The sequence below is a fragment of the Nostoc sp. JL33 genome, from assembly GCF_017114985.1.
Taxonomy (GTDB): domain Bacteria; phylum Cyanobacteriota; class Cyanobacteriia; order Cyanobacteriales; family Nostocaceae; genus Nostoc.
Map to the genome: position 1 here is coordinate 25,169 of NZ_JABXKP010000102.1, position 18,258 is coordinate 43,426.

20 protein-coding genes and 1 pseudogene are annotated in these 18,258 nt (G+C 43.2%); 6 read left to right on the forward strand and 15 right to left on the reverse strand.

The genetic code is table 11. The features are described from left to right. Window positions 1–48: 48 nt before the first annotated feature. The 3 genes from HWQ23_RS31550 to HWQ23_RS31560 form a co-directional block, all read right to left on the reverse strand. Entirely contained in the window at window positions 49–1,137 is a 1,089-nt protein-coding gene (locus HWQ23_RS31550) for an ABC transporter substrate-binding protein (protein ID WP_292837548.1), read from the reverse strand. A gap of 1,045 nt (window positions 1,138–2,182) precedes the next feature. Beyond that, window positions 2,183–3,385, reverse strand: a complete 1,203-nt coding sequence (gene chrA / locus HWQ23_RS31555) for a chromate efflux transporter (RefSeq protein ID WP_292837550.1) — start codon at window positions 3,383–3,385, stop codon at window positions 2,183–2,185. Between the two features lie 226 nt (window positions 3,386–3,611). Next, window positions 3,612–3,803: a beta-lactamase hydrolase domain-containing protein gene (locus HWQ23_RS31560; protein WP_365743367.1), complete on the reverse strand. Its 192-nt coding sequence runs from the start codon at window positions 3,801–3,803 to the stop codon at window positions 3,612–3,614. A gap of 103 nt (window positions 3,804–3,906) precedes the next feature. Here HWQ23_RS31560 and HWQ23_RS31565 point away from each other — a divergent pair, with 103 nt between their 5' ends. Both HWQ23_RS31565 and HWQ23_RS31570 read left to right on the forward strand, forming a co-directional pair. Further along, a complete protein-coding gene (locus tag HWQ23_RS31565; protein WP_292837552.1) occupies window positions 3,907–4,638 on the forward strand; it encodes a hypothetical protein in 732 nt (243 codons plus the stop codon). A gap of 415 nt (window positions 4,639–5,053) precedes the next feature. After that, window positions 5,054–5,308 (forward strand): DUF7219 family protein, encoded by a 255-nt coding sequence (locus tag HWQ23_RS31570; RefSeq protein ID WP_292837554.1) that lies wholly within the window; start codon window positions 5,054–5,056, stop codon window positions 5,306–5,308. 396 nt (window positions 5,309–5,704) lie between these two features. Here the strand turns inward: HWQ23_RS31570 and HWQ23_RS31575 are convergent, their stop codons facing one another. After that, window positions 5,705–6,328, reverse strand: coding sequence for an rRNA large subunit pseudouridine synthase E (locus HWQ23_RS31575; protein WP_292837556.1), 624 nt, complete (start codon window positions 6,326–6,328; stop codon window positions 5,705–5,707). 317 nt (window positions 6,329–6,645) lie between these two features. Between HWQ23_RS31575 and hisC the strand changes: the two genes are divergently transcribed. Beyond that, window positions 6,646–7,731: a histidinol-phosphate transaminase gene (gene hisC, locus HWQ23_RS31580; RefSeq protein ID WP_292837558.1), complete on the forward strand. Its 1,086-nt coding sequence runs from the start codon at window positions 6,646–6,648 to the stop codon at window positions 7,729–7,731. Between the two features lie 177 nt (window positions 7,732–7,908). Here hisC and HWQ23_RS31585 read toward each other — a convergent pair whose 3' ends face one another. From HWQ23_RS31585 to HWQ23_RS31630, 11 genes and pseudogenes are all read right to left on the reverse strand, one after another. Beyond that, a complete protein-coding gene (locus HWQ23_RS31585; RefSeq protein ID WP_365743372.1) occupies window positions 7,909–8,763 on the reverse strand; it encodes a class I SAM-dependent methyltransferase in 855 nt (284 codons plus the stop codon). 14 nt (window positions 8,764–8,777) lie between these two features. Further along, window positions 8,778–9,341, reverse strand: coding sequence for an NUDIX hydrolase (locus HWQ23_RS31590; RefSeq protein ID WP_292837562.1), 564 nt, complete (start codon window positions 9,339–9,341; stop codon window positions 8,778–8,780). A 229-nt stretch (window positions 9,342–9,570) separates the two neighbouring features. Then, window positions 9,571–9,957 carry an oxalurate catabolism protein HpxZ gene (hpxZ, locus tag HWQ23_RS31595; protein ID WP_292837564.1) on the reverse strand — a complete coding sequence of 129 codons (387 nt, stop codon included), beginning with the start codon at window positions 9,955–9,957 and terminating at the stop codon, window positions 9,571–9,573. 68 nt (window positions 9,958–10,025) lie between these two features. Continuing rightward, window positions 10,026–11,279: an MFS transporter gene (locus tag HWQ23_RS31600; protein ID WP_292837566.1), complete on the reverse strand. Its 1,254-nt coding sequence runs from the start codon at window positions 11,277–11,279 to the stop codon at window positions 10,026–10,028. A gap of 27 nt (window positions 11,280–11,306) precedes the next feature. Continuing rightward, the gene (locus HWQ23_RS31605; RefSeq protein ID WP_292837568.1) at window positions 11,307–12,083 is read right to left on the reverse strand and encodes a sulfite exporter TauE/SafE family protein; all 777 of its coding nucleotides are present in this window, start codon (window positions 12,081–12,083) and stop codon (window positions 11,307–11,309) included. A 153-nt stretch (window positions 12,084–12,236) separates the two neighbouring features. Beyond that, on the reverse strand, window positions 12,237–12,494 hold the full coding sequence (locus HWQ23_RS33540) for an HAD family hydrolase (protein WP_365743383.1): 258 nt from the start codon (window positions 12,492–12,494) through the stop codon (window positions 12,237–12,239). Between the two features lie 159 nt (window positions 12,495–12,653). Then, a pseudogene (locus HWQ23_RS31610) lies at window positions 12,654–13,046 on the reverse strand (NAD(P)H-dependent oxidoreductase); the annotation flags it as partial. Window positions 13,047–13,109: 63 nt separating this feature from the next. Then, window positions 13,110–13,520, reverse strand: coding sequence for an arsenate reductase, glutathione/glutaredoxin type (gene arsC / locus HWQ23_RS31615; RefSeq protein WP_292837570.1), 411 nt, complete (start codon window positions 13,518–13,520; stop codon window positions 13,110–13,112). A gap of 31 nt (window positions 13,521–13,551) precedes the next feature. Beyond that, entirely contained in the window at window positions 13,552–14,616 is a 1,065-nt protein-coding gene (gene arsB / locus HWQ23_RS31620) for an ACR3 family arsenite efflux transporter (RefSeq protein ID WP_292837572.1), read from the reverse strand. Between the two features lie 106 nt (window positions 14,617–14,722). Next, window positions 14,723–15,049 carry an ArsR/SmtB family transcription factor gene (locus HWQ23_RS31625; RefSeq protein WP_292837573.1) on the reverse strand — a complete coding sequence of 109 codons (327 nt, stop codon included), beginning with the start codon at window positions 15,047–15,049 and terminating at the stop codon, window positions 14,723–14,725. Between the two features lie 99 nt (window positions 15,050–15,148). Next, the gene (locus HWQ23_RS31630) at window positions 15,149–16,117 is read right to left on the reverse strand and encodes an AraC family transcriptional regulator (protein WP_334888070.1); all 969 of its coding nucleotides are present in this window, start codon (window positions 16,115–16,117) and stop codon (window positions 15,149–15,151) included. Between the two features lie 146 nt (window positions 16,118–16,263). Here HWQ23_RS31630 and HWQ23_RS31635 point away from each other — a divergent pair, with 146 nt between their 5' ends. The 3 genes from HWQ23_RS31635 to HWQ23_RS31645 all read left to right on the forward strand — a co-directional run bounded on the left by HWQ23_RS31635 (window position 16,264) and on the right by HWQ23_RS31645 (window position 18,220). Continuing rightward, window positions 16,264–16,722 carry a (R)-mandelonitrile lyase gene (locus tag HWQ23_RS31635; RefSeq protein ID WP_292837575.1) on the forward strand — a complete coding sequence of 153 codons (459 nt, stop codon included), beginning with the start codon at window positions 16,264–16,266 and terminating at the stop codon, window positions 16,720–16,722. A gap of 27 nt (window positions 16,723–16,749) precedes the next feature. Then, window positions 16,750–17,586, forward strand: coding sequence for an SDR family NAD(P)-dependent oxidoreductase (locus HWQ23_RS31640; RefSeq protein WP_292837577.1), 837 nt, complete (start codon window positions 16,750–16,752; stop codon window positions 17,584–17,586). Between the two features lie 109 nt (window positions 17,587–17,695). Continuing rightward, on the forward strand, window positions 17,696–18,220 hold the full coding sequence (locus HWQ23_RS31645; protein WP_292837579.1) for an SDR family NAD(P)-dependent oxidoreductase: 525 nt from the start codon (window positions 17,696–17,698) through the stop codon (window positions 18,218–18,220). Window positions 18,221–18,258: the final 38 nt, after the last annotated feature.

Here is an 18,258-nt window from a genome sequence, read left to right on the forward strand (position 1 = left end):
AGCCAGGATTTCAGAGTAACTAATTTTATTTCTCCTAAAGCGGGTTGACTATTTGCATTTATTGATCGCATTAGTAAAGCTTTCATCCCATAATGGTTTCACGTCAACTTTCGATGGGATAACTCCTGCACGATAAAATGTGTCGGCTACATCTTGCTGGGAAGCGATCGCTTGTTGGGAAACTGGCAACAATTGCGATCGCCGTTGTTTTAATCCCTCTTTGGCATCTTTGAGGACAAGGGTTTCATCAACTCCAATTGCTTTTGCATAGTTCTTAGACCACACTTCTATATGCGATGCTTGCCAATCTTGCGATTTCTCGATGCGGCAGAGGAAGTCTGCAATCGCTGCTTTTTTATCGGGATCGGCGATCGCACTCGGCGCTGCTACAATCGTAAAATTGCCGCTAAGAATGTTTTTCGCTGATTTGAGTACCTTAGCTCCATCTTTCTCGGCTTGCTGGATTGCGTAACCGTAGGTAGCCCAGGCATCTAGGTCGCCTCTCCTAAACGCAGAGAGTCCGTCTGGAATAGTTAGCGCCACGGCGTTAACATCTTTGAGCGTCAATCCCTCTTGTGCCAACATCTTAATCAGGAAGTAATGAGCTGTAGTCGCTTTGACATAGCCGATTTTCTTACCTTTGAGGTCAGCAAACTTTTTTGCTTTGGAGTTTTTTGGCACGAGTACAACTTGACCCACTGTCGGCCCCTTGATGGAAGCAATGATTTTCACCGCCGCTTGTGATTGAACTGCAAAAATTGCTGGGATCTCGCTAGCACTGCCGATGTCGATGGCGTTGGCGTTGATTGCCTGTACGATAAAGTTTCCCCCAGTAAATTCTGTGAACTCAGTTTTATAAAGAGATTTATCTTGCCCAGCTAACTTGAGTTGCAAATCCCAACCACCTTTGTACTTAGAAGCACGTAGAGTTACGTTTGACAAGTTGGCGGCAATTGGATAAGCTGCTGTAGCATTTTCGGAGTTGTTGGTAGTAGTGGCGATCGCTAAACCCAAAAACGCACCCAGTACAAACATTGCCGAAAAACTTCCGCAAAAAACTTTCTGGTTTTCTCCTACATACTCTTGCTCTTTAGACCGTCCCCAAACTCCGATCAGACGAAATGGCTGGAACTTCATAGACAAATTTCTAGCTCTTGAGGATATTAATTTAGATGGTGGAATCGAGATATAGATAAAAATTGGCACGAAAAATTTATCCGTCAACCTTTCTAACTTCAATCTAAAATCTGCACAGATGTGGATAAAGATGTATGCTACAACGCAAAGTAGCAAACTTTTTATATATAGCAGCCCTCAAGCTATAGACTGGTATGTTTATTACCATGTTTATCGCTTTTCAACAGATAAAAAGTTTAATTCTTCAACTAGAGTTATTAACTCCGGTAAGTTTGTGAGTTTACCGGAGTTAATGGTGATTATCACATGAAAATAGTTTGAAAGCAAGATTTAATGGATGTATTTTTTGACTTGTTTAAGCCAGCAAAATTAGAAAAATCTCTATAAATCCGAGCCAGAGAGGAGATCCAAAGCTTACAGCCGTTTTCATTGAATTGAACCACATATGTTGTAGGGGCACAGAGCATTGCTCATGCGTGTCAAATTACGCCCGCCCAGAAATAAATTTCTTTGGCTTTTAGCCAAAGTCTACTGAAGTAAGTAAGTCGGTGAGAATAAATTAAACTAGATTAAGTAATGTAAAAAATATTGAGATTAGTTCGTAGTGAGGACTTTAGTCCTCAAATGATGGCTGAAGCCCTCACTACAAACCTTGAATTATTCACACCGCTCTACTTAGACTAAAGATTTTTCAGATTATTTAGTCATCTTTAGATGACTTGAGCTATTAGCAAGGAACTTCAGTTCCTTGTGGGACATGGGTTTTACGTTAAGTTGACACGCATGAGCTTTTTCTGTGCCCCTACCGCGTGGTCTATTTAAAACGAAAATTACTGTAAGTCAAAAAATACACCTAAACTAATAGGTCTTAGACGTAGCACTGCAAAGAATGTAGAGACGTAGCACTGCAAAGAATGTAGAGACGTAGCAGTGCTACGTCTCTACAAGGGTTTTGGGTAACGCATATTTAATTTCACTCCTATGTCTATTGTAAAGGCAAGTTAATAGCTGCGATAAATCTACAATACTGGCAATTTCATCGAGTCTAGCCCAAGAGTGAAGCGCCCCATCCAATTAAAGCGCCACCAAAGACTAGCCATGCAGCATTGATGCGAAAGTGAATAGCAAAAATGGCTGAGACGATCGCGATCGCAAAGCCAAGAAAATCTACAAATGGGGATTGTGGTAATGTTAAAGTTGCTGCCCCCAGTTGCAGAGTAGTAACAACCATTAGTGCTACAGCGCTAACATTCACAGCATCCAAAAATGCTCTAGTCCAAGAAGAAGCCCGTAAGCGTGGGATTAGGGGATTCAAGGCAGCAACGAAAACAAAAGAAGGGAGAAAAATTCCGATTGTGGCAACAATTGCCCCAGGTATGCCGGCAATGATATAACCAATAAAGGTAGCAGTGGAAAGTACTGGCCCAGGCGTAAATTGACCAATTGCGATCGCATCTAATAACTGTTGTTGTGTCAGCCAGCCGTATTCTTCAACTAATCCTCCTTGGAGAAAAGCCACCAAAACGTAGCCACCACCAAACAAGACACTACCGACTTTGAGAAAAAACCAGCCCAACTGCCATAAAGAAACGTTGGTTGCTGTAGATGCAGATGCAGCAAAAGCCGCTGATGCTTTCAAAGTCGCACCTGTACTGAGACTAGCAATTAGAAAGTTGGCTTTATCTCCTGGTTTGTCGTTTTTCTCACCAGAATGTAACCAAACCATACCCAGCAATCCCCCAATTAATAGGGCAATTACTTCATTTAATTTGAATAATAATGTCAATAATGCCACAGCCAAAGCAATCACTAGTAATTGGCGAGTTTTCACAGCCTTTTTTGCCAAGCCCCAGAGGGCATTGATAATGATTGCTAAAACAGCTGGTTTAATGCCATAAAGTAAGGGAGCGACTTGGGGTAGAGTGCCATAGGTAACATAAACCCAAGCAAACCCACCAGTAATTAGAACCGCAGGTAAGATAAAACAGACACCTGACACAATCAGCCCCAGCCATCCTGCATAGATGTATCCGATATGGATAGCCATTTCTGTGGAATTTGGCCCAGGAATTAGGTTAGTTGCTCCCAGCAAATCTAGAAAATGCTCCCTTGTTAACCACTGACGCCGCTTAACTACTTCATCTTCAATCATGGCGATATGGGCAACCGGGCCCCCAAAGCCGATAACGCCGAGTTTAAAAAACAGGTTAGCGAGTTCGCCCAAACGACTTGGTGCTGAGTTAGTCACGTTGCTTCTCTACAAATTCAAAATTCACAGATTAATTCCCCATAAATAAATTTAGTAAGCTGTAGAGTGTGTTACGGCTTCGGTAAAGCACCATTTCAAGGCTTTTAGTGTCGTACTCTCGGCGGGGCTTCATTCTACAAGAAAATCTTGCTTAACGGGCGTGAAGTTTAGATGGTTTTAATCAAGTTTCTGACAATTTAGTATAACTCTTGGGCTTCTGAAGGCTTTAACGGGACGTTGGCATATTGCATCCAGCCGCCTGGGCTTGCTGCTGTTCGTCACCTAAAAAACCTGCTTCATCGGGAAAACGCAGGTTCAGCACCGACTTAAACCCCTCTTGGGCTGCCTGTTTTAACTCCTCAGAAGTTAGTTGTCCAGAGGCGCTCAAGTCGTCACTAACTTTTTTAGTATTGCTCATAATGTTTAACTACACTATTTGGATATACTTAATGTAGTATATTAATAATTGAGATAATTTCCTATTAATTGTTATATATAGAGGAAATTAACTCAATCTTCTTATGCAGCAAGTATCAAGCGATAGTGTAGAGTTACCAATTCATGTCTGTGCTAAAACAATTGCTCGCCGTTTAAGTTTCATAGTTATGTGCCTCACTTTAGCAGGTATTTTGAGTGGCTATTTCTGGTTCTCGGAGTTTCCCTTTCCAGCTACAAAATGGTTTTACGAGCTATTTAGCCTAGATGGAGAATTGAATATTCCTGCCTGGTATTCTGCATTCTCTCTATTATTTTGTTCAGGATTACTTAAAGCAATTACCGCTATTAAGGCGAAAGACCGCCATTTTTCTTACTGGAAAGTCCTATCTTTTATATTTTTATATTTGAGTTTGGATGAAGCATTTAGTTTTCACGAGATTTTGATCATTCCATCAGTGCGAGAATCGCTTCATCTCAATCCGATCTTTTTCCAAACCTGGGTTATCCCTGGTGCTGTTTTTATGGGACTTTTTGCATTTAAATATCTAAAATTTTGGCTCGATCTCCCTTACAAAACTCGGTATTTATTTCTGATTGCCACAGTTGTTTATGTGAGTGGAACATTAGGTATGGAAATGGTGGGTGGACTTTTGAGAGTAGATTTTGGGCGACGCAGCCTAATAACCTTAACTGGCATAGTTGTTGAAGAGTTTTTGGAAATGATCGGAATTGTGATTTTTACTTATGCGCTGCTAGCTTACCTAAGTAGCTTGAGAGAAAGCTTTCAGCTTAAAATCTATATATCTGAAAACTAATATTAAGTTCGGATAATCATATGTTGTCCGGCAAATCAACCAATGAAGCGATTTTGACTTGAGTAGACTGCAAGAAAATACTTAACCCCCTACCCCTTTCGCTACTAGGGAAGGGGGAAATTCAAAGTCTCTCTCCTTTGAGACTACCGTGTATAGACATCTGAAGAAACTTTCACTCCCTACTCCCCGTCTAAGTTGCAGTATAAATACCTGGAAAATACTGTAAGTCCCTTGTTAAGCCCTTGTCTGATTCATTGAAATCATAGCTGGATTTGTGCCTTATGACACTAGTTTTAAAATATATTTTTAATTAAAATATACACTAATTCTGGAGCTTGACTTTTATAATGTGTATTTACACTTAGGTGAAAATCAAGTTTAGAACTCTTAATAAAAAATTACAGACAGCAAATTAATGACAGACCCTAACTCACAAGACAAAAACAACTTTCTTTACCCTCGTAGTCGATATTATGGGAAATTCCAGCCAGAGAACTTAGTGTTTAACGCCAACCTCCAAGAATTTACCCAAAAAATTAGTTACATTACTTGTCTAGAAACGGCGGGAAAACTGTCTCAGGAAGAAGCTTACCAGCAAATTAGGGCAGTTTGGAAAAAGTTGAAACATAGTAAAAAGGAACTAGCTATTGGCGTAAATAAAGAAATTTAAGCTTTTAAGGCGATGTGTGACTTATTTAGGGGTATGAACACTGAGATGAAGCGCGTTTGATCAAGTCGAGTTAAATCAGCAAAAAGACATATTGCTTTCTGGGTTTGCTTGATTGCTTTCTCATTTGGGTAGATTTAGCAAGCAAAAAGGCATATTGCCTATTCAAAATGCTTGATTGCTTTCTCATTTGGGTAGATTTAGCAAGCAAAAAGGCATATTGCTTATTCAAAATGCTTGATTGCTTTCTCATTTGCGTAGATTCAGCAAGCAAAAAGGCATATTGCTTATTCAAAATGCTTGATTGCTTTCTCGTTTCAATTCAATATACATTGCTGCGATCGCATTCCAAATGTAATACTGGAATTCCCTAGCTCACAACAGAAAATCGAATTCCTGTTAGAGACCATTCGCCTTTGGAGAAAAACTTTTCGATTTGCGGAAATTATCATGCAGAGATTGGATCTCAGATGTGGTGAGGTCACGCCATTGACCCAATTGTAGGTCATCTAATTGTAGGTGGGCTATGCTGACCCTAACCAGTCGCAAAGTCGGAAACCCTACAGCCGCAGTCATGCGCCGTACTTGGCGGTTTTTTCCTTCTGTCAAGGTCATTTCCAGCCAAGCTGTCGGTACATTTTTGCGAAATCTAATCGGCGGGGTGCGTTCAGGTAGCTGTGGCTCTGTTGCTAAGAGCCTAACTTCTGCTGGTTGAGTGCGGTAATCTTGAATTTCCACACCTGTTTGCAACCTTTTTATCGCATCTGCATCTGGAATTCGCTCTACCTGTACCCAGTAAGTACGTTTATGACCAAAACGCGGATGAGCAAGACGATTTTGCAATTGCCCATCGTTCGTTAACAGCAGCAACCCTTCACTATCCCAGTCTAAGCGTCCCACAGGATACACATCAGGTACATCAATATAATCTTTCAGGGTGCTATGTGTGGGAGCATCTTTTGTAAACTGGCTGAGAACGCCATAGGGTTTGTAAAAAATAATATATCGGTAATGATTTGTCATTGGGCATTGGGCATTTGTCATTTGTGATTGGGCATTGTTATTCTCCTACTTCTCGCTTCTCCCCATAGGGGCTGACGAGTGCTTGCTGGGCAAAATTATGCAAGGATTTAAGGGACTGACAAATAAAAAAATATCCAATTATTTATTGTGGGGTGGGCATCTTGCCCGCCTTTGGTTATTGGGCGGGCAAGATGCCCACCCCACAAGATTGAATAATTTATTTCTTGGAAATCCCTAAGCATCATATAGGATTGAATGCCTAGTCAACTGCTAATTCCTAACTTATCAAAACCTGTTTTTTCCATACCCCATGCCCTATGAGTAACTACTTTCGCTCCAATGTTAATGCAATGGCTAGCTACATTCCCGGTGAGCAGCCCCAACGCGGTACACAGATCATTAAACTCAACAGCAACGAAAACCCCTATCCACCTTCCCCTGCGGCATTAGCTGTCCTACAAAATATCGATGGCGAGTGGTTGCGAAGGTATCCAGAACCTTTCGGGGGAGAGTTCCGGGAAGCCGCAAGTAAAGTTTTAGGAGTTCCTAGCGATTGGATCATTGTCGGAAATGGCAGTGACGAATTGTTGAGTGTGGTGATTCGAGCCTGTGCAGAACCGGGGAAAAAGGTAGTTTATCCGATACCAACTTACGTGCTATATCGCACATTAACAGAAATGCAAGCTGCGGAAATTATTGAGATTCCTTACAGCGAGGACTACATTTTACCTTTGGAAGAACTGGTTGCTGCTAATGGATGTGTGACATTCATTGCCTCGCCTAATAGTCCATCGGGGCATGTGGTAGCAACAAATGATCTGCGAAAATTAGCCGGCCAGCTATCTGGAGTTTTAGTGATCGATGAAGCATATGTAGATTTTACCGAAGAGAATGCATTGGCTTTGGTAAAGGAATACGAAAACGTCATCGTAATTCGCACACTTTCTAAAGGGTACTCGTTGGCGGGATTGCGCCTGGGATTTGCGGTGGCGAATCCCAAGTTGTTGCAGGGATTGTTTAAAGTGAAAGATAGCTATAACATTGATGCGATCGCTTGTGCAATTGGCTCTGCTGCTATTACCGATCAAGCTTATAAAAATGCTTGTGTGGCAAAGATTAAGGCATCACGGACTAAGTTAGCAACAGACTTAAAACAATTAGGTTTTCATATTTGGGATTCTCAAGCTAACTTTTTGTTAGCACAACCAAGAGAAGTAAAGGCAGAATATCTCTATCAAAAGCTGAAGGAACGCGGAATTTTAATCCGCTACTTCAAGCAGCCTGGATTAGATGATAAATTACGCATTACTGTTGGTACTAATGAACAAAATCAGGCTTTAGTGAAGGCGTTGATTTATTTGTTAGATACTAAAGACAAAAGAGATGGGGGAGAGAGGATCTAAAACCTCGGCTACGCCTTTAATTTTGATTTCTCTGCTTCTGAGAAATTGCTTGCTTATAGCGCTTTTGAAGTAATTGAACTATACTACTCTCTACTCCCCGTCTGGTCGTGGTCTAAATACCTGAAAATTGCTGTAATATAAGGACTAAAGTCCTTACTACAAACTTGTTTACCGCAATTAAGCCCAGTTAGTTACTACCACAATCTTGAACCTACTTTCACCAGACAAATCGTAGTCTAAAGAGCCGTAGTGTTGCAAAGCCCAGTCTTGCAAATCTTGAATTGCACGGGCAAAGATATCATCCGGGATGTGCCAAGTATGGCGATAAATCTTGTTTTTATAAGATTCAATCAATTTGCTCACAGTTAGTTTAGATTGCCATTTTGCTGCAACAACTGTTTCTAAATTTGCTCCTTGTTCGCGCAACTCTGTTAAAACCTCTTCTTCTGTTGCACCATAGCGAGGTAAAGGGTAATCATAGTCAGCAATGATATCCTGCCAACGTTGCTGAAAATCAAACCTACCCTGATTGACATCTTCATTAACTTTGCTGAAATTCATATTACCGTGAGTGTAGAGGTAAATTCCTCCTGGTTTAAGGACTCGACGAATTTCTGCTAGTGCTTGCTTCCAAGCAGAAACCAGATGAAACACATGAACTGTCAACGCCACATCAAAAGAATTGTCAGCAAATGGTAGAGAAGTTGCATCTCCCTTAATTGCTGTAAGTTGATGAGATACACCCTCTAGCTTTTGGTGCAGTTCAGCTAACATTTTTTCTGAGATATCTACACCAGTGTAAGAATAACCTCTTTTTGCGATCGGGACAGCAATTCTACCAGTGCCGATACCTGTTTCATAGAATTTGGTTTCTGTTGTTGCTGAAACTAGATTGAGGATAAAATCTGTGATTTGCTCGGAAATCTCAGGCGGTAGTCCCCGTGTTGCATCGTAGATATCAGAAACGCGATCAAATGAAATTGTTACAGTCATATATCTTTTATCGTTTAGTGAGGTTATTGACAAAGGCAACTATAGCCAGATGACTAAGAAAATTGCACTTTCCCAAGCTTTTTTAGAGCAAACAATAATGAACTAATATGTAATGTTTGCAGCAATATACCATTATCAATACCTTCAATTACCTTTTCTAGGGGTAATAAAACTACATCAATTTGTTCGGTAGCGTCTAACTTTAAATCAGATACAAGTTCTACATCTGTTGCTAAAAAACAATGGGTTAAATTGTTATGATTAGCTGGGTTTGGTGATAATATACCAGTTTGAATAAAATTACTGCTAGTGTAACCAGTCTCTTCCAATAATTCGCGTTTTGCAGCTTCCAGTGGTAAAACATCTTTAATCTCTACAGCACCACTGGGCAATTCTAGAATTGTTTTTCTCAGACCGTGGCGATATTGTTTTACTAAAATAACTTCCTGATTTTTGGTTAAAGCTACAACATTTATCCATGTTGGATATTCAAGAACATAATAAGGGTCAACTATTGTTCCATTAGGCATTTGGCAAGTATCAGACCGTACTGAAATCCATTTGTCTTTTACTATATGTCTAGATTTTAAAACAATCCAATCAAATGGATTTTCCATATTTAAACCTCTATTTAGTCTTTGTTACAGCAATTATTTTTAATGATTTGAAATCGGATAAAGCTAGTACCGCAGGGCGGAAGTCAAAAGTCAAAAGTATTATGGAATAAGCTATGAGAGGGATTTGAAATGGTTGCTCTATTTACGCCGTGGCGTACTAATACTATCGCCACTCAGTATTTTTCTGGGAGCTAATCTCTAACTAGAATGCTAGTCATAGTTTTGAAACTCAGACTGGCAATAATGAAACATGGGCTGAAACCACCTTCCATCCTTCGGTAAACCTGTACCAAGTCTGGCTTTGTCGCCCGAAACGTTCTACACCATTAATATTACGGCGAAATTCTAAAGTCACGGTTGCTGCATCTTTATCGAAGGTGACAACCTTGAGATTCAGGATTTCTCGCTCTATTTTTGGGTTTGGACGATTCTGACGAAAGTTACGAACCTCCTCGCTGCCATAGAGGTTTTCTGTGATGCCAAACCGCACTACTTCGGGCGCATTCCAAAACAAGCTATCCATCACTTCCAAATTGTTATTACAAAGAGCTTCTTCATACTTGAGGTACAAATCAGTTACTTCAGCTACAACAGCAGGGTCATTTATAGTAGTCATTGTTGTTACCAATTTTTGATGTTATGGCTGATTATGCACTCTTTTAAATCGTCAGAGCTATTTTTCTTTTAAGCTCCTTCAGTACGTAGATTCAGACGAACCAGATCGCGAAAGATGGAGATTTGCTGCATAAAGAAAATTGAGCCTGCAATACAAATACTTGCACCAAGGATGACAGTATTGCTACTACCAATTTTACTTGCTAGTGCACCAGCTATTAAGTTGCCTATAGGTACTGCACCTGTAGATGCCATAACGTAAAGACCTGTAATTTGCCCACGATTTTCATCGCTCACCAACAACTGAAGCAAAGTGCGTCCGGCAATTATCTGCAAAATAAAGCCGAAGCCAGCTGCAAATAATGAGAGTAGCGAAAGCCAGAACATGCGGGATAAGGCAAAGACAATCAAGCTTACTCCCATAAAACCTATGCCCAATGCTAGAACTTTACCCGACTCTAGTACATTGCTACGCTTGGTTAAATAAATACCACCAGCTAAGGTTCCTAAACTCGAAGCTGTCATCAAGAAGCCGAAGGTGTTAGGGCCGCCTTGCAAAATATCTTTGGCAAAAATCGGCCCCAAAGCTAAGTAAAATCCCCAGACGCAACAGACTAAAGCTGAACCAATCAAGACTGATCGAATTGGCAAAAACCCAAAGGCATATTTAAAACTAGTTTTTAATTCTTCTAAGGGTTTGCGTTTGGGAATGATGCTTTTTCTGGATGTCAGCCGTATTGCTAGGAGGGCAATAATTACAGCGATGTAACTGATGCTATCAATTAGGAAACATAGCCCCGATCCCAGCGCTACAATTAATAAACCTGCGATCGCAGGGCCTACCATACTCGTCACACTCACCAAGGAAGAGTATAAGGCAAAGGCATTACCAAGATTTTCCTTACCAACTGTTTCGGGAAGAAATGCCTGTCGAGTCGGAATATCGAAGGCGTTAATAATTCCTTGCAGCACACCAAGAATTACAATGTACTCGATATTAATCGTACCGCTTAGGGCTAGCCACGTTAGAGCTAAAGACTGAAGCATTCCTAGAATTTGGGCAACTAGTAGAATTTGGTGACGATTCCAGCGATCGGCAATGATTCCACCCAGAGGAATCAACACAAGTGTGGGAATTTGGCTGGCAAAGCCCACTAGACCAAGTAACCAAGCGGAATCGGTGAGGCGATATACTAACCAACTAGTAGCCACTTGAGTCATTGACGTACCAATCAAAGAAATTGCCTGACCTGTATAGTACAGGCGAAAATTTCTGGAACTAAAAGCACGGATCATGACTTGTGATTTTTTTGATGCTTCCATACATCACTCCTGAGTAGTTCCCAGTTCTTAACCGTGAATAAAAAAGTAGGCAGTCATAGTAAAGGCAACAATCATCACAAATTTCCGAATTAAGTGCGGTTCAAGTTGACGAGCATAGTGGGCGCTTAAATAACCACCAACAGAGCCACCGACTGCCATCAAAATGGCTTGATGCCAAGCAATCACACCTGCAAAAATAAATGGAACGATCGCAATACCATTGATACAACTCCCTAAAAATGTCTTAAAAGCATTCATTTTGTGGATACTTTTGATACCTAAAAATGTCAGAGTTGCCAGCATTAAAATCCCTAAACCTGCGCCAAAGAAACCGCCATAGATTGCGATCGCTAGTTGAGCCAGTACCAAATTAAACAACGGTACAGATTCCGGTGATGTATTCTGGTTTCGACGCTGCAACCACTTTTTGAAAGGTTCGCCAAAGGTAAATACCAGGGTTGCCAGCAACAACAGATAGGGAATCAGCTTTTGAAAAACGTCTGGCGATGTATACAACAAAGCTATTGAGCCAATCATGCCACCAACTAAACTGACACTACATAAAAGTAAAAAATCTCGCCGCTCGATGCCCAAATCTTGACGGTATGCTCCAGCACTTGCGAGGGAAGCCACCCATATAGCTGTATTATTCGTGGCGTTAGCTGCGATCGGGGGTACACCCGTAAAGATGAGAGTTGGAAAGGTGATAAAGCTTCCACCACCCGCTACAGCATTTAGCCCCCCTGCAAGGAAAGCGGTACTAAACAGAAGTAAGCTATGGAAAAGTGTTAAAGATGGCGGCATTATTTACGAATTATTAATCTGGGAATATCACTTGGAGAATGGGCAATCTAAATCAGCACCATGAGCTTTCAATTCCTCCTCAGTTCCATAGCCATAGGTAACACCAATTGAACCAATGTGATGGTGCTTGGCTCCAATGATGTCATGGGAGCGTTAGCGTTCGCGGAGCGTCTCGTAGAGAAGCTTAACGAAGTTATCGCCTACCATCACCACAGTAGAGGGTAAAAGTTTTTCTGTTAATAAAATATGGTGAATTAAGTCACCTTTTATGCTCCGCGTTGCGTCAAGTTCACTACCATAAACACCATCAAAAAGCAACGATAAGCCAAAATATTCAATAATTTGCGTTGCATAAATATATGGTTTAGAAGTCGCAACAAAAGTTTTACAACCAGCAAAACGAATTACTATTGTTTTATTTTAGGTATCCTCAACTAATTTTCTCATGATTTGAAGAATACTTAACACAGCCAATTACTGTTACTAATTTCAGCAATTACCTCTGGGTAAGCCACTTTTATATAGTACATAAATACTGCTAAATAGCGATGCCTGCGGCGAGCGAAGCTATCGCACTGTGCCAGTTGCGTAAGTCCTGTGCGATCCACCGCTCACTTGCATGAGTGCCAAAGTTCTACCTTGAGTCGGGCGCATCGCTCCCATAGTCAGGGGAATCCAATCAATCTGGTTTTTCATAATGCCAGAAATCTGGCCGTGCAACTCTGGGGTAGACCAGACTTGCCCTTCTGACCACAGGCTTAATTCGCGCAACTCCTGCACCTTTGGGTGGCTGTCAGGTACGCTGCCGTAAATCGGCAGTTCGCGTGGATCGAAAAACTTTACCTCTGCGCCAAATTCTTCAATGATGCGTGCTGCTTCCTCTGCCAAGAGGCGGCTATAAGAACGCTCACGCAGGGAACCATATAAAAACAAAATTCTGGGGGGATACTCAAATGTCGTCATGGTAATTGCTTATTTTCCTCCAACTCTCGCAAAAAGGTGCTTTGGGTTTCTCGCAATTCGACATCAGGATTTGCGTGTTGGATTTTCTATATACTCAATCAATTGAGTCACCCGTTCTTTAATCTCATCCCGGACTCTCGGAAAAATTTCCGGTTGTTCTGCTGGATCATCTAATTGCCAGTCTTCAAATACTTCTCGCACAACCCACTCTGGCGGCAAATTCACGCCACAGCCACACAAAGAAATCACTACATCAAAGTCTTGCGCTTGGAAATCACTCAGGGGTTTGGAGTGTTGATCGGTAATATCGATACAAATTTCTTTCATGGTTGCGATTGCCTCTGGTCTGACTTGACTTGCTTCTAAGCCTGAGCTAATCACTTCAATTTTTCCCTTACCAAGGGTTTTAGCAAAGCCTTCCGCCATTTGGGAACGCGCAGAATTCTTTTTGCAGACAAACATCACACGTTTCATGGTTCAATTCCTCCGAATAATCTGAGTAAATTTAAAAGGTTTTCGATTCAGATGGCAAAAAATAACGTTTTTCAAACCAGAAAGCAACATTAACAAGACCAATCAACACAGGCACTTCCACCAGAGGCCCAACAACGGCAGCAAAAGCAACACCCGAATTAATGCCAAACACTGCGATCGCAACTGCGATCGCAAGTTCAAAATTATTTCCGGCGGCTGTAAACGCTACACTTGCGGCTCTAGAATAGTCTGTCTTAATCCGCCAAGCCATGTAAAAGCTAACTAGAAACATGATCACGAAGTAGATGATCATTGGAATTGCAATTTTTACCACATCTAAGGGTATCTGAACGATCAAATTCCCTTTCAAGCTGAACATAACGACGATTGTAAATAACAGAGCAATCAGCGTGATCGGGCTAATTTTAGCCACAAATTCCTCATGATACCACTGCTTGCTTTTCACCTTTACTAAGAACAAACGAGTGAAAAATCCAGCTAAAAAGGGAATACCGAGATAGATAAACACACTTTCAGCAATCTCAGCAATGCTGACATTAACAACACTGCCTTGTAACCCGAATAGTGGCGGCAGTACAGTGATAAAGAACCATGCATAAGGGCTATAAAAGATGACTTGAAAGATACTGTTAAAGGCAACTAATCCAGCCGTATATTCTGTATTACCTCGTGCCAAGTCACTCCACACAACTACCATTGCAATACAACGAGCTAATCCAATCAGAATCAATCCTGTCATGTATTCTGGATAACCGTGTAAAAAGGTAGCCGCCAGCGCAAACATCAGAATTGGCCCAATGATCCAATTCTGAATTAGTGACACACCAAGAATTTTTCCGTTGCGAAATACATCCCCTAATTCTTCGTATCGCACTTTCGCTAAGGGCGGGTACATCATCAGAATTAACCCAATGGCGATCGGTATATTGGTTGTTCCTACTTGAAACTGGTTGATAAAGGCTTCTACTCCAGGAAAGAAATAGCCCAGACCAACGCCGATAGCCATTGCTAAAAAAATCCACAAGGTCAGGAAGCGGTCAATAAAGGAGAGGCGTTTTGAAGTCTTTTTGTTCATTGACCTAATATCAAGAGCATATTTATATCATTTCAAAAAAAATTGATTTGTCAATCCGTATATAACTATAAGTAAACAAAACATTACAAAAAAAATTGATGAATTTTTAAGGCTCGCAGGGGGGACGAATAGGCAATATTGGGCTAAAGCGGCGAAATTCTGCTAAATACTGTTCTAGGGCAACAAACTGCGGCAGATTGAGGCTGTAGTAAATCCAGCGCCCTTCTTGACGAGCGCGAACCAAACCCGCTTCTTTCAAGGTTTTAAGGTGAAAAGACAGTTTAGACTGAGTGGTTCCCAGGTGGTCGCACAGGTCACACACGCATAGTTCTTGAGAGCGCAGCAGTTCTAATACCTTAATCCGTAGGGGGTCAGACAGGGCATGGAAGCCAGCAGCGATCGTATCAGGAGTGAAGGTGCTATTAGAAGCCATCAACTTTTCTTGAAGTATTTCTTTATGGTAAAGTCTAAATGATGGGTTAACAATCTCTCTGTTCTTCCTCTTGTTTTGGCTAAGGTATTGTTGAGGAGATTATATTGAACTAGCAGTCTCCCTAGCAGCTTCTCGCAGTCGCTCCACATCGCGCATCGGTGGCGCACCAAAAAGCCGCTTGTACTCCCGGTTAAAATGCGAGGCATCGTCATAACCCACGCGGTAGGCAGCACTGGTAGCATCAAGCTTTTCCCCCAGCATCAGACGGCGGGCCTCCTGGAGCCGCAGTTGCTTTTGGTACTGCAAGGGACTCATTGCAGTGACAGACTTGAAGTGATGGTGAAAGCCCGATACACTCATTCCCATTTCTCGGGCGATGTTTTCAATCTTGATCGGCTCGTTAAAGTCTTTACGAAGTCGCTCGACGGCTCTGGCGATGTGGTAAGTGTAGCCACCGAGAACTGCAATATGACGGAGCCGATTACCTTGCTCTCCCATCAAAAGTCGGTAAATGATTTCCCGCTTAATCAGTGGTGCGAGAACATGAGCTTCAGCAGGGGAATCTAAAAGCCTGACGAGCCGCACTACAGCGTCCAACAGATTTGCATTCAACGGACTTACGTCAATAGCTTTCACATCAGCAGGGCTGCGCGATGAGGGATACCCAGCCTCGACCATCACTGAACCAACAAGGGTGGGGTCAAGATCGAGGCGAAGGCTAAGGTACGGTTGCCCCTTTGACGCTTCCAGAATTTGGCTGATAATTGGCAGTTCGACCGTAGCAAGCAGATAATGCATTGGGTCGTACTGATAGCGATCGCTGCCCAGAAAAACTTCTTTGCTGCCCTGAGCAATCACACAAAAGGCAGGGATAGAGACACTATGAATACATTCCGAAGGCGAGGAGGCGCGGTTGAAGTGCAAACCTTTGAGCGGCTCAATCGTCCCATCATGGGGAATAGCCTGGGCAATCAGCTCTTTGAGTTCGTCTCTGTTGGCTTGCGCTCTCTCTGCTTCGCGCTTTGCCTGCGGGTCGTTCATTAAATCGATCGTTTTGGCAGCGTTCATTTCTAAGTTTGCAGGATTGTACAACAATCTTAGACGATCGTCCTATTGCTTGCCCTTGAGGATTCTTAGAATGAAGCTAAAGCAATAAAAAATGATTTCGGCTTCTTGTAAACATTCTGGATTTTTATTCAAGATAAAACTCAGTTTTGATTGGTCAAGAGACTTGCCTACTAGCCATCGAAAAGGCATCAAGTAAAGGAATTAAGAAAATGGACATTAAAAAAAGTGGCTCACAGCCTTCCGCCAAAGGGCAGGCTGATTATTTTACTGGCACTGTCCGCGTTGACCCCCTGTTCGAGGCACACGATCCAGCACGCACGTCTGGTGCCAGTGTCACGTTTGAGCCTGGTGCTAGGACAGCATGGCATACTCACCCGTTGGGACAAACCCTGCTTGTGACAGCTGGCTGTGGCCTCGTACAGCGCTGGGGCGGCTCGATCGAGGAAATTCGACCGGGGGACGCGATCTGGATCTCGCCGGGTGAGAAGCATTGGCACGGTGCTACAGCAACCACGGCGATGACACACATCGCCATTCAGGAATGGCTTGATGGTAAGCCTGTGGACTGGCTGGAGCATGTCAGCGACGAACAATACAGCGTTTGATTAAGTCCGAGTCAAAGGAAAATAATTATGAACAAAGTCTGGTTTATCACAGGCGCCGGCAGCGGCATTGGCACCGGAACCGCCAAGGCGGCATTGCAGGCTGGCGATCGTGTAGTCGCCACCGGCCGAAACCTCGACAAAGTGCGTAATGCCTTGCGCGATGTTGCAAGCGAGAATCTGGCATTTGTCCAGTTGGACGTTGCGGACGAGGTACAGGCGAAAACAGCCGTAGAGGAGGCGGTGAAGCGCTTCGGTCATATCGACGTTTTGGTTAACAATGCGGGCTACAGCCTGCTTGGTAATTTTGAAGAGATGACCACAGCCGAGATCGAACGCCAGTTCGCTACGAACTTCTATGGTGTGGTGTACGTCATGCGCGCGGTGCTGCCGGTTATGCGTCAGCAGCGCTCGGGCTACATCATCAACATCAGCTCCGTTGCTGGCGTTGTCGGGTTTAAGCACTGTGCCGCCTACGCCGCATCGAAGTTCGCGGTCGAGGGCATCTCGCTATCGGTCGCGGTCGAGGTCGAGGGGTTCGGCATTAAGATGACGGTCGTCGAACCTGGCTTCTTCCGCACAGACCTTCTGAACGACCAGAATGTTAGATGGCCCAGCAACGCCATCGAAGACTATGCCGCCGAGGGCAATGTCCAGGAAACGTGGTCGGCCTACAACGGTACGCAGCAGGGTGATCCGGCAAAGTTGGGCGATGCTCTGGTCAAAATCGCCGGAATGGAGAATCCGCCGAAGCTGTTCGTTGCCGGCAGCGACGCCCTCGCGGCGATCGCGTCGGCTGTCGAGGAACGGTTGCAGGCGACGCGCGCCAATGAAGAGCTATCGAAATCAACAGACGGTTCGTTCTAGCGATCGCACAAGAAGCATCATCATCAAATCTACCGACCTGCAACACTTCACAAATTTGCACAGTCAGAAAAGTCCTACATGCAAAACAAAGGTTTTAAGGAGAAAAATAGTGACGACGAACGAGAATGGAAAGTATACAGGAAAAGTTGCGTTTGTAACCGGAGCAGCGAACGGCATCGGTCGAGCTACGGCGCTGGCATTTGCCCGTGAGGGCGCTAATGTAGTGGTCGCCGACGTTTCAGAACAGGGCAATCAAGAAACGGCACGCACGATCGAAGAACTCGGCGGACGAGCGATCGCCGTCAAGTGCAACGTAACGGAAGCCGAGGATGTGAAGGCGGCTCTTGCCAAGACCATCGAGACCTTCGGGCGGTTGGACTTTGCTTTTAATAACGCTGGTGTGGAGCAGAAAAATACAGCAACAGCGGAAATCGAAGAGGAAGAGTGGGATCGGATCGTAGACATCGACCTGCGCGGCGTTTTTCTGTGCATGAAGTATGAAATTCCGCTGCTACTCAAGCAAGGGGGCGGCGCGATCGTGAACACATCATCGGGCGCTGGGGTCATAGGCATCAAGGGCGGAGCCGCATACACCGCCGCAAAACACGGCGTGATCGCAATACTTTTCGGTTAAGGACAAAAACAGGTAAATTGAGTCTTGTACTGAAAAAC

What these genes read in the sequence shown, in the direction of transcription:
- HWQ23_RS31570 (WP_292837554.1), top strand. Translation starts at nt 5,054, where the DNA reads ATGACAGACCCTAACTCACAAGACAAAAACAACTTTCTTTACCCTCGT.
- hisC (WP_292837558.1), top strand. Translation starts at nt 6,646, where the DNA reads ATGAGTAACTACTTTCGCTCCAATGTTAATGCAATGGCTAGCTACATT.
- hpxZ (WP_292837564.1), bottom strand. Translation starts at nt 9,957, where the DNA reads ATGACTACTATAAATGACCCTGCTGTTGTAGCTGAAGTAACTGATTTG.
- HWQ23_RS31565 (WP_292837552.1), top strand. Translation starts at nt 3,907, where the DNA reads ATGCAGCAAGTATCAAGCGATAGTGTAGAGTTACCAATTCATGTCTGT.
- HWQ23_RS31630 (WP_334888070.1), bottom strand. Translation starts at nt 16,117, where the DNA reads ATGAACGCTGCCAAAACGATCGATTTAATGAACGACCCGCAGGCAAAG.
- HWQ23_RS31625 (WP_292837573.1), bottom strand. Translation starts at nt 15,049, where the DNA reads ATGGCTTCTAATAGCACCTTCACTCCTGATACGATCGCTGCTGGCTTC.
- HWQ23_RS31590 (WP_292837562.1), bottom strand. Translation starts at nt 9,341, where the DNA reads ATGGAAAATCCATTTGATTGGATTGTTTTAAAATCTAGACATATAGTA.
- HWQ23_RS31605 (WP_292837568.1), bottom strand. Translation starts at nt 12,083, where the DNA reads ATGCCGCCATCTTTAACACTTTTCCATAGCTTACTTCTGTTTAGTACC.
- arsB (WP_292837572.1), bottom strand. Translation starts at nt 14,616, where the DNA reads ATGAACAAAAAGACTTCAAAACGCCTCTCCTTTATTGACCGCTTCCTG.
- HWQ23_RS31575 (WP_292837556.1), bottom strand. Translation starts at nt 6,328, where the DNA reads ATGACAAATCATTACCGATATATTATTTTTTACAAACCCTATGGCGTT.
- HWQ23_RS31600 (WP_292837566.1), bottom strand. Translation starts at nt 11,279, where the DNA reads ATGGAAGCATCAAAAAAATCACAAGTCATGATCCGTGCTTTTAGTTCC.
- HWQ23_RS31640 (WP_292837577.1), top strand. Translation starts at nt 16,750, where the DNA reads ATGAACAAAGTCTGGTTTATCACAGGCGCCGGCAGCGGCATTGGCACC.
- arsC (WP_292837570.1), bottom strand. Translation starts at nt 13,520, where the DNA reads ATGAAACGTGTGATGTTTGTCTGCAAAAAGAATTCTGCGCGTTCCCAA.
- HWQ23_RS31560 (WP_365743367.1), bottom strand. Translation starts at nt 3,803, where the DNA reads ATGAGCAATACTAAAAAAGTTAGTGACGACTTGAGCGCCTCTGGACAA.
- HWQ23_RS31550 (WP_292837548.1), bottom strand. Translation starts at nt 1,137, where the DNA reads ATGAAGTTCCAGCCATTTCGTCTGATCGGAGTTTGGGGACGGTCTAAA.